This window comes from Streptomyces sp. NPDC007856 (genome assembly GCF_042868225.1).
GTDB lineage: Bacteria > Actinomycetota > Actinomycetes > Streptomycetales > Streptomycetaceae > Streptomyces.
Window position 1 is genome coordinate 1 of sequence record NZ_JBIAEC010000014.1, and the last position, 15,211, is coordinate 15,211.

Genomic DNA, 15,211 nt, shown 5'->3' on the forward strand with positions numbered 1-15,211 from the left:
GCTGTTGAGTTCTCAAGGAACGGTCGCTTCCTTTGTACTCACCCTCTCGGGCTTTCCTCCGGGCGCTTCCCTTCGGTGTTTCCGACTCTATCAGATCTTTTCTCGATCCGATTTCCTCGGTGCTTTCCAGGTTTCCGCGCTTTCTCGCGGTTTCCTTTCCGGCGGTTCCGACTTTATCAGAAGTTCTTGGCCGGTCTGACCGGCCGCTCATTTCTGAGTAATCGGGAGACGCTTCTTCGAGATGTCGTTCACGACTTCTCTCGAAGCTCGTAGAGTCTAACCTTCGCCGGTGAACTTGTCCAGTTCCAGGCAACTGTTTGAATCTACCTCCCCACGCGACCCGTGTCAACGGGTCTTGCGGAGCGAAGAGGAGACTAGCAGCTCACAGGGGTGGAACGCACATCACGCCGCGGTGGGCAGCGAGGCGCTGCGGTCCGCCGCTTCTAGATCGCCGGTCTCACCTCCGCGTGCCGCTCGGCCGCCCAGGACGTAGACGTACGTCAGGAAGGCCAGCTCGGCCAGGACACCGATTCCGATGCGGGCCCAGGTGGGCAGGCCGGACGGCGTGACGAAGCCTTCGATGGCGCCGGAGACGAAAAGGACCAGGGCGAGTCCGATCGCCATGCCTACGGCCGCGCGTCCTTCTTCGGCGAGAGCGGTGCGCCGACTGCGGGGGCCGGGGTCTATGAGTGTCCAGCCCAGGCGCAGTCCCGTACCCGCGGCGACAAAGACTGCCGTCAGTTCAAGCAGGCCGTGCGGAAGTACCAGTCCCAGGAATGTGTCGAGTCGGCCGGCGGAGGACATCAGGCCGAAGCCGACGCCCAGGTTGAGCATGTTCTCGAAGAGGATCCAGAGGACAGGCAGGCCCAGGAAGACGCCCAGGACCAGGCACATCGCGGCTGCCTGCGCGTTGTTCGTCCACACCTGGGCGGCGAAGGCCGCCGCGGGATGGCTGGAGTAGTACGTCTCGTACTCGCCGCCGGGGCGGGTCAGGTCACGCAGTCGGCCGGGCGCCGCGATCGACGACTGGACGTCCGGGTGAGTGCCGATCCACCAGCCCAGGAGAATCGCGATGGCAGTGGAGACCAGTGCCGTGGGAACCCACCAGTGGCGGGCGCGGTAGACCGCGGCCGGGAAGTCCTGGCCCAGGAAGCGGCTGACGTCACGCCATGAGGCGCGGCGGGTGCCGGTGACGGCGCTACGCGCGCGTGCCACCAGTTGGCTGAGCCGTCCTGTCAGCTGCGGGTCCGGGGCGCTGGACTGGATGAGGGACAGATGGGTGGCGGTGCGCTGGTAGAGGGCGACGAGTTCGTCGGCCTCGGCGCCGGTGAGGCGGCGTCGGCGGCGGAGCAGGGTGTCGAGGCGGTCCCATTCGGCTCGGTGTACGGAGACGAAGACGTCCAGGTCCATCGGGTCTGCCTGCTCCTCGGCTGGTCGTCGACTGCTCGTCGGGGATGCTCTCGATCGCGGTCAGATAGTCGCACTGGGGCGCGATGTGCCCACAGCTTGGCAGACTTGCGCTTCCGGGGGCAGATCAGGGAAGGACGGCGGGCGTGAGTGAGCTGGTGACGGGCGAGGCGGTGGCGCTCGAACTGCGGCCGGCAAAGCTGCCGAGCAGGGCGCTGGCCGTGTTGCTCGATCTCGTGGTGGCCGTGGTCGCCTACGTCGTCGTCACCATCGTGGTGGTGATGTCGACGGCGTCGCTGGACGAGGCCGCGCAGGTGGCCCTGTCGATCGCGACGTTTCTGCTGGTGCTGGTCGGCGGGCCGATCGCGGTGGAGACCCTCAGCCATGGGCGTTCGCTGGGGAAGCTGGCGTTCGGGCTCCGCGTGGTGCGGGACGACGGCGGGCCGATCCGGTTCCGGCACGCGCTCGTGCGGGGCGCGATCGGTGTGGTCGAGATCCTGCTGACGTTCGGTGTGATCGCCTGCATCGCCTCACTGGTCTCGGCACGCGGCCGAAGGCTCGGTGACGTGTTCGCGGGCACGCTGGTCGTGCGTGAGCGGATACCGGCCGGTCGGGCCGGCTTTGTTCCACCGCCGCCTCCGTGGCTGGCCGGGCGGTTCGCCGAGCTGGATCTGTCGGCGGTGCCGGACGGGCTGTGGCTGGCGGTTCGGCAGTACCTGACCCGGCTCGGGCAGCTCGATCCGCAGGTCTCGGCAGGGATGGCCCAGCGGCTCGCCGCCGACCTCGCGGCGCGGACGGGGGCTGCTGTGCCGCGGGATCTTCCGGCGGCCGCCTTCCTGGCCGCCGTGGTGCACGAGCGGCAGTCGCGTGAGGCCCGGCAGGCTTTCGGCGCGATGGGATTCGCCCCACAGGCAGCCGCGCCCGGCGCACCGGCCGCTTTTCAGCCCCCGGTTTCCGCCCAGCCGCCATTCGCTGCTAAGCCGCCGGTTGCAACTCAGGCGCCCGCTGTGGCGGCCGGGTCGCAGAATCCCTCTCAGCCGGACCGGCCTCAGGGATGGGCTCAGCCGCCGCAGGCGCCGCTTCCGCCGTCGGCCGTACCTCCGCGGGACGAGCCGTCTGCGGACCGCCCGGCCACCGGTTTCGCACCACCGGCGTAGGAGGCGTTGAAGCGGCGGGTCCGCTCCTCTCCTTCCAGTCCTTCCAGTCGTCTTGTCGGGCGGGGACTGGCCCGGCGGTCTCTCGGGTCCCGGCGTTCAGTCGAACCTCGAGGGCGGTGACTGGAGGTCCTCCAGCTCGATCCCGGGTGCGGCCAGGACGACGTCCCCGGCGATGTGAACGGTGTGCCGCTCACCCGTGTCCAGGGCTGTGACCTGGTATTCGTCCACGGCCAGAGGGCCATTGTCAGTGGCGTGTGCTTCGCTGTTCACCAGGGCCCAGGACTGGTCCACGGTGCGGGGGGCGAGGACCGGGTCAGTGAAGGCGACCAGGCGTACACGGGTCGCGGCGGACGAGGGGGTGAGGCGCAGGAGACGGGCGGTGGCGATGAGGAACGCGGGGGACGTGCCGGTGAAGGCGTGGGCGCGCACATTGCCTTCGGTGGCATGGGTTCCGGTGGGATCGGTGCGGACCCAGGTGACGCCGTCGAGGGCGGCTCCGCGCACCTGCCACTCCCCGGCGTGGAGTTCGAGGCGGATGGGGCGGCCGAGGTCGTCCAGGGCGAGGTCGACCGAGCCGCGGTGATCGCCGGCGGGGCTGGTCAGCCGGGAGACATAGCGCCAGCCGGAGGGACCGGGGGCGCACTGGAAGTGTTCTTCGCCGAGGGGGGTGTGATCGTGCGGATCGTGGAGCGAATAACGGCCGCGGGGCATGGGGGTCCTGGGTCTTCGACGGGCTGACGGGTCCGGCCGGACCGCCGGTTCCTCCGGTGCTGTCCGGGCGGGACCCGCCAAAGGGGCAGGCCCCCGGCACGGGGGTGCGGGGGCCTGCCTCGGGGTCCTGCTGCCGGGGAGCACGCTGGTGCACCGGTGTGCTCCCCGGCGGGCGGGACTACGGAGTCGCCGGCTCAGTAGCGGTAGTGGTCCGACTTGAACGGGCCGTCGACCTCCACGCCGATGTACGCGGCCTGCTCCGGGCGCAGCTTGGTGAGCTTGACGCCGAGCGCGTCCAGGTGGAGGCGGGCGACCTTCTCGTCGAGGTGCTTGGGCAGCACGTAGACGCCGGTCGGGTACTCGTCGGGCTTGGTGAACAGCTCGATCTGGGCCAGGGTCTGGTCCGCGAAGGAGTTGGACATCACGAACGACGGGTGACCGGTGGCGTTGCCCAGGTTCAGCAGGCGGCCCTCGGACAGCACGATGATGACCTTGCCGTCCGGGAACTTCCAGGTGTGGACCTGCGGCTTGACCTCGTCCTTGACGATGCCGGGGATCTTGGCGAGGCCGGCCATGTCGATCTCGTTGTCGAAGTGACCGATGTTGCCGACGATCGCCTGGTGCTTCATCTTCGCCATGTCCGACGCAAGGATGATGTCCTTGTTGCCGGTGGTGGTGATGAAGATGTCGGCGGTCTCCACGACCTCGTCCAGGGTGGTGACCTGGTAGCCGTCCATCGCCGCCTGCAGGGCGCAGATCGGGTCGATCTCGGTGATGATCACACGGGCGCCCTGGCCGCGCAGCGACTCGGCGCAGCCCTTGCCCACGTCGCCGTAGCCGCAGACGACGGCGGTCTTGCCGCCGATCAGGACGTCGGTGGCGCGGTTGATGCCGTCGACCAGGGAGTGGCGGCAGCCGTACTTGTTGTCGAACTTCGACTTGGTGACGGAGTCGTTGACGTTGATCGCCGGGAAGAGGAGGGAGCCCTCGCGCTGCATCTCGTACAGGCGGTGGACACCGGTGGTGGTCTCCTCGGTGACACCGCGGATCTCCGAGGCCAGCTGGGTCCACTTCTGGGGGTTCTCGCCCAGGGTGCGGTGCAGCAGCTGGAGGATGACGAGGTGCTCGTCGGACTCTGCGGTGTCCAGGGCCGGGACCTCGCCGGCCTTCTCGTACTCGACGCCCTTGTGGACGAGGAGGGTGGCGTCGCCGCCGTCGTCCAGGATCATGTTCGGGCCGCCGGTGACGGTGTCCGGCCAGGTCAGCGCCTGCTCCGTGCACCACCAGTACTCCTCCAGGGTCTCGCCCTTCCAGGCGAAGACCGGGACGCCCTGCGGGTTGTCGGGCGTGCCGTTCGGGCCCACGGCGATGGCGGCGGCCGCGTGGTCCTGGGTGGAGAAGATGTTGCAGGAGGCCCAGCGGACGCGGGCGCCGAGGGCGACCAGGGTCTCGATGAGCACGGCGGTCTGCACGGTCATGTGCAGGGAGCCGGTGATGCGGGCGCCGGCGAGGGGCTGGGCCTCGGCGTACTCCTTGCGGATCGCCATCAGGCCGGGCATCTCGTGCTCGGCGAGGGTGATCTCCTTGCGGCCGAACTCGGCCAGCGAGAGGTCGGCGACCTTGAAGTCCTGTCGGTTGTCGACAGTCGTCATTGCGAGCTGCTCCTCGGTGTCGGATCGAGGTGGGGGTACGGCTGGTCTGCGCGGCGGCGGACACACGGGTGCCCGAGATGAGGACACTGGCATGCCCACGTGCGCGCAGCGCAGTCCGTCGGAGGCCCTCTCTCCCTCGGTCGGTCCGCGAGGGACCGCCCGACCGCCATCAGCAGCGACGTCTGGCTCCGTCCCAAGCTACACCGGACGGCCCGTTCGGCCCCAGTCCGCCTCCGTGCGGTTCGAGCCGTCCGGAAGGCGGTTTCGGAGGGTGGGGAGAGGGCAGGAGCGGGCTGGCGGAGGTGCGAATGACCGCGGGGCGGGAGTCCAAGGACCGTAACAAAAGGGGACTTTCACGCCCTTGGGTCTGGGGCGGGGTGGTGCAGGATGCAGGGGACCGGGGCCGTCCGGTCCGCTCGCGGGAGTGTCCGGGACGGTGCCTCGTAGCGACGAAGGTGTGAGGAGACAGACGTGACGAGTCCGGCCGGCCCTCCCTCCACGGGTGGCCGCGATGACGAGCGGCGGCAGGTGAAGCTGCTGGCGGTGACGGCATGCCCGACCGGCATCGCGCACACGTACATGGCGGCGGAGAGGCTCGCGCAGGCCGCGGCGAGCCGTGGCATCGAGATGAAGGTGGAGACCCAGGGATCCATCGGGGCCGAGAACGTCCTCGACGACAACGATGTCAGAAGCGCGGACGGGATCATCGTCGCCGCCGACAAGGACGTCGACCTGAGCCGTTTCGCCGGCAAGCGGGTGCTGACGGTCGGGGTCGCCGAGGGCATCCACCATCCCGAGCAGCTGATCGAGCGGGTGCGGTCGGCGCCCGTGCAGGCGCCCGACGGTACCGTGAGCGGTTCGGCGGCGGTGACCTCCGGTGGTGGCCGGGAGCGGGGGCCGGTGTACAGGGCGCTGATGAACGGCGTGTCGTACATGATCCCGTTCGTGGTCGTGGGCGGTCTGCTGATCGCGGTGTCGCTCGCGCTCGGCGGCCATGCCACGTCGAGGGGCTATGTGATCCCGGACGGCACCTTCTGGGCGCATGTCAACGCGATCGGCGGGATCGGCTTCCAGCTGATGATCCCGGTCCTGTCCGGCTACATCGCCTATGCGATCGCCGACCGGCCCGCGCTGGTGCCGGGCATGATCGGCGGCTGGATCGCGAACACGGGCGCGCTGTACGACTCCAAGGCGGGCGCGGGCTTCATCGGGGCGATCGTGACCGGGTTCCTCGCCGGGTATCTGGTGCTGTGGATCAAGAAGGTGCGGGTGCCGAAGTTCGTGCAGCCGATCATGCCGATCATCGTGATCCCGATCGTCGCCACGACGGTGCTCGGGCTGTTCTTCGTCTACGTCATCGGCAAGCCGATCTCCTGGGTGTTCGAGCATCTGACGAGTTGGCTCGGCGGGATGACGGGGACGAGCGCGATCCTGCTCGGCGCGATTCTCGGGCTGATGATCGCGTTCGACATGGGCGGGCCGGTGAACAAGACGGCGTTCCTGTTCGGGGCCGGGCTCATCGCGAGCGGCAACCAGACGGTGATGGGCATGTGCGCCGCCGCGATCCCGGTGATGCCGCTCGGGCAGGGACTGGCCACGCTGATCCGTCGGCGGCTGTACAGCGAGCAGGAGCGGGAGACGGGGCTCGCGGCGCTGTTCATGGGGTGCTTCGGTATCTCGGAGGGCGCGATTCCGTTCGCGGCGGCGCGGCCGGCGCAGGTGATTCCGGCGAACATGCTGGGCGGGGCGGTGGCCGGTGCGGTTGCGGGGCCGGCCGGGGTGAAGGATGCGGTGCCGCACGGGGGACCGATCGTGGCGGTGCTGGGTGCGGTGAGTGGGGTGCCGATGTTCTTCGTCGCCGTGGTGATCGGTTCTGTGGTGACCGCGCTCGTGACCGTGGGTCTGGTTGGGGTGAGTGGGCGCCGGGGGCGGGCTGTTCCTGTCGGCGCGGGTTCAGGAGTGGTGGGGATCGGGTTCCCGCCTGCACCACTCGTGCGGCAATCGTCGTCGGGTACGGGTGGCGCCGGTGGGGGGTTCTCGCCGTCGACGGGTGCCGAAGGCGTCGGTGAGGGGCCTCCCGGGTCGGGGCAGGTGCCTGCGGGGGTGGTCGTGGCTGGGCGGGCCGGGGCGGGGGCCTCGGGGGGCGGTGCTGGTGCCGTGGTCTCCGGGGGCTCGGTCCGGGTGGGCGCCGTTGACGACTCCGAGGAAGCGGAGCAGCCGGAGGGAGCCCAGGGCGCCGGGCAGGCTGGAGATGCTGCGGCTGAGGGGGATGGGTCCGTGGTGCTGTCCGGCTACCTCGGTGAGCGGACCGTGAAGGGCGCGCTCCGGGCGGTGGAGAAGGAGGCCGCTGTCCGGGAGATGGCGGAGTTGCTCGCGCGGAGCGGGCGGGTCTCCGATGTGGACGAGCTGGTGGCGACCGCGCTGCGGCGGGAGGAGCAGGGGACGACCGGGCTCGGTGAGGAGATCGCGATCCCGCACGCCAAGACGGACGCGGTGACCGCCCCGGTCGTCGGCTTCGCGCGTTCCGCCGAGGGGGTCGAGTGGGGCTCGCCGGACGGTACGAAGGCCCGGCTGGTCTTCATGATCGCCGTACCGGAGGCGGCCGCGGGCGACGAGCATCTGCGGATCCTCGCGCTGCTCTCCCGCAAGCTGATGGATCCCGGTTTCCGGGAGCGGCTGCTGGCGGCGCCGGACGGGCGCGGGGTGCTCGACGTGCTCGGTGAGGCCGGGTGAGCCGACGCGGCTGAAGGGAGCGGTGGGGGCGGGAAAGGGTGCGAGTATCCCCCACCGACAAATCCCCCCGCCGCACAGCCCGTTCACGAGGTGGCGCTATTCTCCGCGGCCTTGGATGGGTCGCTCGGGGAGGAAGAGGCATGGCGGGCGGAAGACGGGGGCGGGGGCTGGGGATGGCGGCGGTTGTGGTGGGGGTGTTGGGGCTGGTGCTGGCCGTCGGGGGCTTTGGGTGGCTGCGGGAGGCGTACGGGGTCTCCACCGTGGGTGGCAACAGCATGAGGCCGACGTACGGACGGGGTGACCGGGTCGTCTGGGAGCGCGTCGGCGGGAGCGAGGTGCGGCGCGGTGACGTGGTGGTGTTCACGCCGCCGGAGTCCTACGGGTTCGACGGGCCCCTGATGAAGCGGGTCGTCGGCGCGGGTGGGGACCGGGTGCGGTGCTGTTCGGTCGCGGGTTCGCGGGAGCGGATGACCGTGAACGGGAAGCCGGTCGAGGAGCCGTATGTGTACGGCGGCGACGCCGACGGCGTGCACCGGCCGTATGACGTGAAGGTCCCGGAGGGGCGGCTGTTCCTCCTCGGTGACTATCGGGCGGACTCCCAGGACTCGCGTTTCCACCTGGACGAGCAGGGCGGGACGGTGTCCGCGGACGCGGTGCTGGGCCGGGTGACGGACGACCGCACGGTCCCTGCCCTGCTGGTGGCGGCCCTCTTGCTCGGCGGGGTGCTGCTGCTCACCGGCATCGGCCTGGGCATCGGCTTCCTCGCCGTACGGCGGCGGAGGGTGCCGGAGCTGCCGCAGATGCCCTGGCCGGTGTCGCCGAGCGGGAGCTGAGGTCCCGGCTCAGTGGCCGGCGGCGTGCGGGGTCGGGCCGCCCGGGGTGGCCTCCGGGTCCGGGCCCTTGGCTGCCTCGGCCTCGCTGTAGATGTCCGGTTCCAGGTAGATGACGCGGGCGATGGGGACGGCGGCGCGGATGCGGGCCTCGGCGGCGTTGATGGCGCCGGCGACCTCGGCGGCCGTGTCGTCGTGCTGCACGGCGATCTTGGCTGCGATCAGCAGCTCCTCGGGGCCGAGGTGGAGCGTGCGCATGTGGATGACGCCGGTGACCGTTTCGCCGTCGACGGTCGCCTCCTCGATCTTCTTGATCACGTCCAGGGCCGCCGCCTCCCCGAGCAGCAGAGACTTGGTCTCGGCGGCCAGGACCAGGGCGATGCAGACGAGCAGGACACCGATGCAGACCGTGCCGATGCCGTCCCAGACGCCGTCGCCGGTGAGGACGGCGAGACCGACGCCGAGCAGGGCGAGGACCAGACCGATGAGCGCGCCGAAGTCCTCCAGCAGGACGACGGGCAGCTCGGGGGCCTTGGCGCGGCGGATGAACTGCGCCCAGCTCAGTCTGCCGCGCAGCTCGTTGGACTCCTTGATGGCCGTGCGGAAGGAGAAGCCCTCGGCGATGACCGCGAAGATCAGGACGCCCACCGGCCAGTACCAGTGCTCCAGTTCGTGCGGATGGCTGATCTTCTCGTAGCCCTCGTAGATGGCGAACATGCCGCCGATGGAGAACAGGACGATCGAGACGAGGAAGGCGTAGATGAAGCGCTCGCGGCCGTAGCCGAAGGGGTGCTGCGGGGTCGCCTCGCGCTGGGCCTTCTTGCCGCCGATGAGCAGCAGGAACTGGTTTCCGGAGTCGGCGAGCGAGTGGACGCCCTCGGCGAGCATCGAGGAGGAGCCGCTGAACGCGAACGCCACGAACTTGGATGCCGCGATCGCGAGGTTGGCGCCGAGTGCCGCCACGATCGCCTTCGTACCGCCTGACGCGCTCATGAGTCCGCGTTGTCCCTTCGCCTCTGAGGCCCTCGGAGCCCCCGTACGTCCACGCCGCCGGGCGCGCCCCGGCTTTGCCCGGCCTTTGCCGTGGGCCATTCTTGCAGCCCGGCCGGGCTCCGCCGCGTCAGGTATCCACAACCCCGGTCATACGATCACAGTGGCACGGAAGAGTGTGCCCGTGCCCGAGATCTCCGCCGTCTCGCCGGCCGGGACGAAGACCGACTGACCCGGGCTCAGCTCGTGTTCGCCGGCGCGGACCGAGCCGGCCGTGCAGAGCAGGATCTGCGGGGTGTCGAGGGTGAGGTCGTGGGCGGCGCCGCCCTCGGCGAGGACGTACCGGGAGAGGCGGAACTCGTCGATCGGTGTGTCGTAGACCTCCTCGCCGGCCGGGGAGGCCTCGGGGCGCAGTACGCCCGGGTCGCCGGCCTCGAAGCGGACGACGCGCAGGAGTTCGGGGACGTCGACGTGCTTGGGGGTCAGGCCGCAGCGCAGGACGTTGTCGGAGTTGGCCATGATCTCGACGCCGAGGCCGCTGATGTAGGCGTGCGGGATGCCGGCGCCGAGGAACAGGGCCTCGCCGGGCTGCAGGCGGACGTGGTTCAGCAGCATGGCCGCGATGACGCCGGGGTCGCCCGGATAGTGCTGGGCGAGCTCGGCGTAGGTGGTGTAGTCACCGCCGAGGCGGGCGCAGGCGGCGCTCGCCTCGGCGACCGTCTGCGCCATCTCCTCCGGGTCGGCGGTGAGGATCGCGGTGAGCACCTCGCGCAGGGCCGCGTCCTCGGGGCGTGCGTGCAGCAGGTCGACGTACGGCTTGAGTGAGGCGACGCCGAGCCCGTCGAGCAGGTCGGCGGACCGGACCGGGTCGCGGAAGCCGCACAGGCCGTCGAACTCGGTGAGCGCGCAGATCAGTTCCGGCTTGTGGTTGGCGTCCTTGTAGTTGCGGTGCGGGGCGTCGACCGGGATGCCGCGGCGCTCCTCGTCGGCGTAACCCTCCCCGGCCTGCTCCAGGTTGGGGTGCACCTGGAGGGAGAGGGGCGCGCCGGCGGCGAGGATCTTGAGGAGGAAGGGCAGGCGCGGACCGAACTTCGCCACGGCGGCCTTGCCCAGCTCTGCCTCCGGGTCCGCGTCGATGACCTCGACCAACGTCCCGCGAGCGGTGCGCGAGGGGGCTCCGGGGTGTGCGCCCATCCACATCTCCGCCTGCGGTTCACCGGTCGGCTCGACGCCGAGGAGGTGCGGGATGGCGGTGGTGGAACCCCAGGCGTAGGGCCGGATGGTGTTGTCGAGGCGGTCCATGTGTCTTCTCTGTCTCCGTACGTACGGCTGCCCGGCCGGCGTCGGTGACGGCGCCGGTTGCCGTGCTGATGGTGGGCGCGGGTCTTCCGGCCCGTAGCCAGATCAGGCCCTCGAAGCGAGCGCCAGGTAAACGGCGGCGAAATCCGTGACGGCGATCAGTTCAGCGAGGGACTCCAGTTCGCCGCCCTCCTCAGGTTCGAGTTCGCTGATCGGCGTGTCATGGCTGAGGGCCACGTCACGGGCGGCGGGGGCGGCCGTGAGGCCGCTGATCGGGCGGTCGCGGAGCAGCACCACGCGCGCGTGCAGCGCGGGCGGCTCCTCGACGCGGTCGCGGAAGAAGTCGTCGGGGTCGGCGCTGGCGGCCAGCGGGCCGGCCAGCAGGGCGCTGTGCGCGGAGAGCGCCTCGGGGAGTTCGGCGACGAGCGCGGGGCGGCCGGCGAGTTCGGCGAGGGCGGCGGCGAAACGGTGGCCCGCGGGGCCCGCCGAGGGCCCTTCCGTCCACACCACGGGGAGCGCGTCGGCGAGTTCGGCGGCGAGGGTCTTGGCCGGGTTGCTGTAGGTCGCGATGGCGGGGCCGCAGCGTTCGGCGATGTGGTCCAGGCGGTCGGCGACCTTCTCCAGGGCGTCCGGCGGGGCGCTGATCAGCCCGACCCGGTCCAGCAGCGCCAGCAGCGGGGTGAGCAGCGCCCAGAAGACGCCCGGGGAGGACGCGGCGAGCGGTTCCTCCTGGTCGTACGGCGCCGTCGCCATCGGTACGAACAACCCGTGGGCGCCGGTGACCGCCTCCGCGAGCGGGGTGCCGGCCGGGGCCACGGCGACGACCGAGCAGCCGCGGCGGTAGGCCTGGTCGGTGAGGAGGGACAGGCTCGGTTCGGTGCCGTCCGGGGTGGCGACCAGCAGGAGGTCCACGGAGCCGGCCCAGCCCGGGAGCTCCCAGCGCAGGGCGCCCGCGGCCGGGGCGACGCCCGTTGGGGCCAGGCGGACCACGGGGCTGCCGACGCCGGCCAGGGTGCCGAGCAGGTCGGCGGTGTGGGTGGCGGCGGCGCCGGGGCCGGCGATGAGGACGGCGCGGGGGCGGCCGTCGGGCTTGAGGTCGCCGACGCCGGCCTCGATGGCGTGCCGGGCGGCGGTGCGGACGCGGGCGCCGGCCTCGGCGGCGCCGCGCAGCAGGCCTCGGCGGTCGGCCTCGGCGAGGCCCTCCGGGGTGTCGAGCAGCGATTCGTCCAGCATGGGCGGTTGCCTCCGAGCGCCGGGGTCCTGTGTGGGTTGTCTACGCCGTGAGAGGCGTCGTCACTGGGGGCGGCGGGCCTCGTCCACGAGGAGGACCGGGATGTCGTCGCGGACGGGGTAGGCGAGGCCGCAGTCCTGGCCCGTGCAGATCAGCTCGGTGTCCTGCTCCTTGAGGGGGGCGTGGCAGGCCGGGCAGGCGAGGATCTCCAGGAGGCCGGCTTCGAGCGGCATGGGCTGTCCCTTCGAGGGCGGGTGTCTGTCTGTGGATGTGCCTGGTCAGCGTACCGCTGGTGGACGGGCTGAGCCGGGCTGCCAGTACCGTCCAGGGGGCACCGCCCCCTGGACGCCCTTTGCCCTGCGGCTCAGCCCCTGATGATCGACAGGGCCTCGTCCCTGATCCTGGTCATCGTGGCCTCGTCCTTCGCCTCGGCGTTCAGGCGGAGGAGGGGCTCGGTGTTGGAGGGGCGGACGTTGAACCACCAGTCGGCGGCGGCGACGGTGAGGCCGTCGAGGTCGTCCAGGGTGACGTCGGCGCGGTTCTCGTACGCGGAGCGGATCGCGGCGAGGCGGTCGGCCTGGTCGGCGACGGTGGAGTTGATCTCGCCGGAGCCGACGTAGCGGTCGTACTGCGCGGTGAGGGCGGACAGCGGGCCCTCCTGGCCGCCGAGGGCGGCCAGGACGTGCAGGGCGGCCAGCATGCCCGTGTCGGCGTTCCAGAAGTCCTTGAAGTAGTAGTGCGCGGAGTGCTCGCCGCCGAAGATCGCACCGCTGCGCGCCATCTCGGCCTTGATGAAGGAGTGGCCGACGCGGGTGCGGACCGGGGTGCCGCCGTTCTCCTTCACGACCTCGGGGACCGTACGGGAGGTGATCAGGTTGTGGATGATCGTGCCCTTGCCGCCGTTGCGGGCGAGTTCGCGGGCGGCGACCAGCGCGGTGATCGCGGACGGGGAGACCGGGTCGCCGTGCTCGTCCACGACGAAGCAGCGGTCGGCGTCGCCGTCGAAGGCGATGCCGAGGTCGGCGCCCTCCACCGGGACGCGCTTCTGCAGGTCCACCAGGTTGGCCGGGTCGAGCGGGTTGGCCTCGTGGTTGGGGAAGGTGCCGTCCAGTTCGAAATACATCGGGACGAGGGTCAGGGGCAGGCCGGCGAAGACCGAGGGGACCGTGTGGCCGCCCATGCCGTTGCCGGCGTCGACCACGACCTTCAGCGGGCGGATGGAGGTCAGGTCGACGAGCGAGCGGAGGTGCGCCGCGTAGTCGTCCAACGTCTCACGGGTGGTCAGGGTTCCCGGCTGGGCGACCGGCTCGGGTGCGCCCGACTCCAGCCACCGCTCGACCAGTTCGCGGATCTGCGTGAGGCCGGTGTCCTGGCCGACCGGGGCGGCGCCCGCGCGGCACATCTTGATGCCGTTGTACTGGGCCGGGTTGTGGGAGGCCGTGAACATCGCGCCGGGCAGGTTCAGGGCGCCGGAGGCGTAGTAGAGCTGGTCGGTGGAGCACAGCCCGATCTCGGTGACGTCCACGCCGCGGTCCGCCGCGCCGCGCGCGAAGGCGCGGGTCAGGCCGGGGGACGAGGGCCGCATGTCGTGGCCGACGACGATGGCCGCCGCACCCGTCACCTCCGCGAAGGCGGCGCCGAAGAGCCCGGCCAGTGACTCGTCCCACTGATCCGGAACCACTCCACGTACGTCGTACGCCTTCACGATCTGCGACAGATCAGCAGCCACGGCCAACCCTCCTGAAAGTCCTATGGGTGCCCACAAACTACCCGTCCGGGGTAAGGGCCAGGTGTGCGGACACCAGGTGGAGGCCCAGTCGTAACCAGGGGCGGGGTGCCGTGCGCCGGCTTGACGGGCGGAGCGGTGGGCTCAGTTGTCAGGGGAGCGCAGGACCCGCAGGTGGCCGCGGCGGGCGACCTCCATGGGGTCCGCCGTACGGCCTCCGCCGCCCGCCCCGGCCGCGCGCTCCTGGGGACGGGCCGCCTCGCGCACGGCGTTCGCGAGCGCTTCCAGGTCGTCTCCGCTGGGCCGCGCGGGGGCGGAGCCGTCGAGGAGGCGGACGACCTCCCAGCCGCGGGGGGCGGTGAGGCGTTCGGAGTGCTCGGCGCACAGGTCGTAGCAGTGCGGCTCGGCGTAGGTGGCGAGCGGGCCGAGGACCGCGGTCGAGTCGGCGTAGACGTACGTCAGCGTCGCGACGGCAGGTCGGCCGCAGGCGGTGCGCGAACAGCGACGTACAGGGCTCACGACGTTGGACGGTACCGCACTCTTGAGCGGGCCGCGACGACTCTCCACCAGGTCACTCCACCGTGTCGGGCTGTGAAACACCCCACACACTCCTTCGAGGAGGCCGCCTTGACCTGCATGGACGGATTCTCGGCGGGTTTTGGGCGCGACTCGATACGGTCATGACTCGGCACAAACACCGTCAATTGCCTTGAGTTCGGCGGTCTTGGAGGGTTACGGAAACGAGCCAGACGTTGGCTGGAACGGTCAACCTGCGACACGGGGTGAAGAGGGCCGGTCGGAGCCGAACGGGGCCGATCGGGGGCGGGCTGATCGGCGGGGACGTGATCGGCTGCGGGGAGCCTTGATCGGCCGGGGATGCGCTCGCCCGCATGGCCGATCGGGTGTGGCGGGTCGGACGTGCCTGGGCGGGGTGGGGTGAGGGGTGGGTTGCCGTGTGGGGTCGGGCGGGGGGAGCGTGCGGGGACTACGCTTCCCCAGTGATGGACAACCGTGTACCGCCCCGTGCCGCCGGCCCCGGGCCCCGTCGCCGTGATCGTCACGGAAGGGGCATGCGAGGGCCGATCGCGCCGCCGCAGGTGCCGCTGGCGGCCAGTCGTGCCGATGCGTTCGCGGACCTGGTGCAGGACTCCGTGGAGCGTCTCGAGCGGCGGTGGCCCCAGCTTGCCGACATCGACTTCCTGGTGCTGGAGGTGCCCCGGCTGGAGGGGCGGGGTGAGCAGGTGTGGAGTGACGAGGCCGTCCCGTTGGGCGGGGTCGTCGCCGCGCGGGACGGGCGGCGGGCGCGGGTGGTCGTGTACCGGCGGCCGGTGGAGATCCGGACCAAGGGGCGGGACGAGCGGGCCGCACTGGTGCACGAGGTGGTCGTGGAGCAGGTCGCCGAGCTGCTCGGGCTGACGCCGGAGACTGTGGATCCGCGGTACGGGGAGGACTAGTCCCCGCGGGGCCCTGCGGGG

General features: G+C 71.1%; 14 protein-coding genes. 5 read left to right on the forward strand and 9 right to left on the reverse strand.

Annotation, left to right across the window (positions count from 1 at the left end):
• Positions 1–199 (forward strand): hypothetical protein (locus ACFYOH_RS29800; RefSeq protein ID WP_388631747.1); only part of this gene is annotated, 199 nt, incomplete at its 5' end.
• A gap of 203 nt (positions 200–402) precedes the next feature.
• Here the strand turns inward: ACFYOH_RS29800 and ACFYOH_RS29805 are convergent.
• Positions 403–1,410 carry a stage II sporulation protein M gene (locus tag ACFYOH_RS29805; RefSeq protein ID WP_388631750.1) on the reverse strand — a complete coding sequence of 336 codons (1,008 nt, stop codon included), beginning with the start codon at positions 1,408–1,410 and terminating at the stop codon, positions 403–405.
• 143 nt (positions 1,411–1,553) lie between these two features.
• On the opposite strand from ACFYOH_RS29805, the gene ACFYOH_RS29810 reads away from it, so the two are divergent.
• Positions 1,554–2,564, forward strand: coding sequence for an RDD family protein (locus ACFYOH_RS29810; protein WP_388631752.1), 1,011 nt, complete (start codon positions 1,554–1,556; stop codon positions 2,562–2,564).
• Positions 2,565–2,660: 96 nt separating this feature from the next.
• Here ACFYOH_RS29810 and ACFYOH_RS29815 read toward each other — a convergent pair whose 3' ends face one another.
• Together ACFYOH_RS29815 and ahcY are read right to left on the reverse strand one after the other, a co-directional pair.
• Positions 2,661–3,275: a hypothetical protein gene (locus tag ACFYOH_RS29815; RefSeq protein ID WP_388631755.1), complete on the reverse strand. Its 615-nt coding sequence runs from the start codon at positions 3,273–3,275 to the stop codon at positions 2,661–2,663.
• 194 nt (positions 3,276–3,469) lie between these two features.
• Positions 3,470–4,927, reverse strand: coding sequence for an adenosylhomocysteinase (gene ahcY, locus ACFYOH_RS29820; protein ID WP_388631758.1), 1,458 nt, complete (start codon positions 4,925–4,927; stop codon positions 3,470–3,472).
• 471 nt (positions 4,928–5,398) lie between these two features.
• On the opposite strand from ahcY, the gene ACFYOH_RS29825 reads away from it, so the two are divergent.
• Positions 5,399–7,660 (forward strand): fructose-specific PTS transporter subunit EIIC, encoded by a 2,262-nt coding sequence (locus tag ACFYOH_RS29825; RefSeq protein ID WP_388631761.1) that lies wholly within the window; start codon positions 5,399–5,401, stop codon positions 7,658–7,660.
• A gap of 140 nt (positions 7,661–7,800) precedes the next feature.
• Positions 7,801–8,493 carry a signal peptidase I gene (lepB, locus tag ACFYOH_RS29830; RefSeq protein WP_388631764.1) on the forward strand — a complete coding sequence of 231 codons (693 nt, stop codon included), beginning with the start codon at positions 7,801–7,803 and terminating at the stop codon, positions 8,491–8,493.
• Positions 8,494–8,502: 9 nt separating this feature from the next.
• Here the strand turns inward: lepB and ACFYOH_RS29835 are convergent, their stop codons facing one another.
• From ACFYOH_RS29835 to ACFYOH_RS29860, 6 genes are all read right to left on the reverse strand, one after another.
• On the reverse strand, positions 8,503–9,483 hold the full coding sequence (locus ACFYOH_RS29835; RefSeq protein ID WP_388631767.1) for a cation diffusion facilitator family transporter: 981 nt from the start codon (positions 9,481–9,483) through the stop codon (positions 8,503–8,505).
• Positions 9,484–9,630: 147 nt separating this feature from the next.
• The gene (gene manA / locus ACFYOH_RS29840) at positions 9,631–10,782 is read right to left on the reverse strand and encodes a mannose-6-phosphate isomerase, class I (RefSeq protein ID WP_388631771.1); all 1,152 of its coding nucleotides are present in this window, start codon (positions 10,780–10,782) and stop codon (positions 9,631–9,633) included.
• 102 nt (positions 10,783–10,884) lie between these two features.
• Positions 10,885–12,012 (reverse strand): SIS domain-containing protein, encoded by a 1,128-nt coding sequence (locus ACFYOH_RS29845; protein ID WP_388631773.1) that lies wholly within the window; start codon positions 12,010–12,012, stop codon positions 10,885–10,887.
• 60 nt (positions 12,013–12,072) lie between these two features.
• Positions 12,073–12,243, reverse strand: a complete 171-nt coding sequence (locus tag ACFYOH_RS29850; RefSeq protein ID WP_351032664.1) for a Trm112 family protein — start codon at positions 12,241–12,243, stop codon at positions 12,073–12,075.
• A gap of 131 nt (positions 12,244–12,374) precedes the next feature.
• Entirely contained in the window at positions 12,375–13,739 is a 1,365-nt protein-coding gene (locus tag ACFYOH_RS29855) for a phosphomannomutase/phosphoglucomutase (protein WP_388631776.1), read from the reverse strand.
• Positions 13,740–13,880: 141 nt separating this feature from the next.
• Entirely contained in the window at positions 13,881–14,303 is a 423-nt protein-coding gene (locus ACFYOH_RS29860) for a DUF3499 domain-containing protein (RefSeq protein ID WP_388631778.1), read from the reverse strand.
• Between the two features lie 434 nt (positions 14,304–14,737).
• Between ACFYOH_RS29860 and ACFYOH_RS29865 the strand changes: the two genes are divergently transcribed.
• Positions 14,738–15,190, forward strand: a complete 453-nt coding sequence (locus tag ACFYOH_RS29865; protein ID WP_388632357.1) for a metallopeptidase family protein — start codon at positions 14,738–14,740, stop codon at positions 15,188–15,190.
• Positions 15,191–15,211 lie beyond the last annotated feature (21 nt).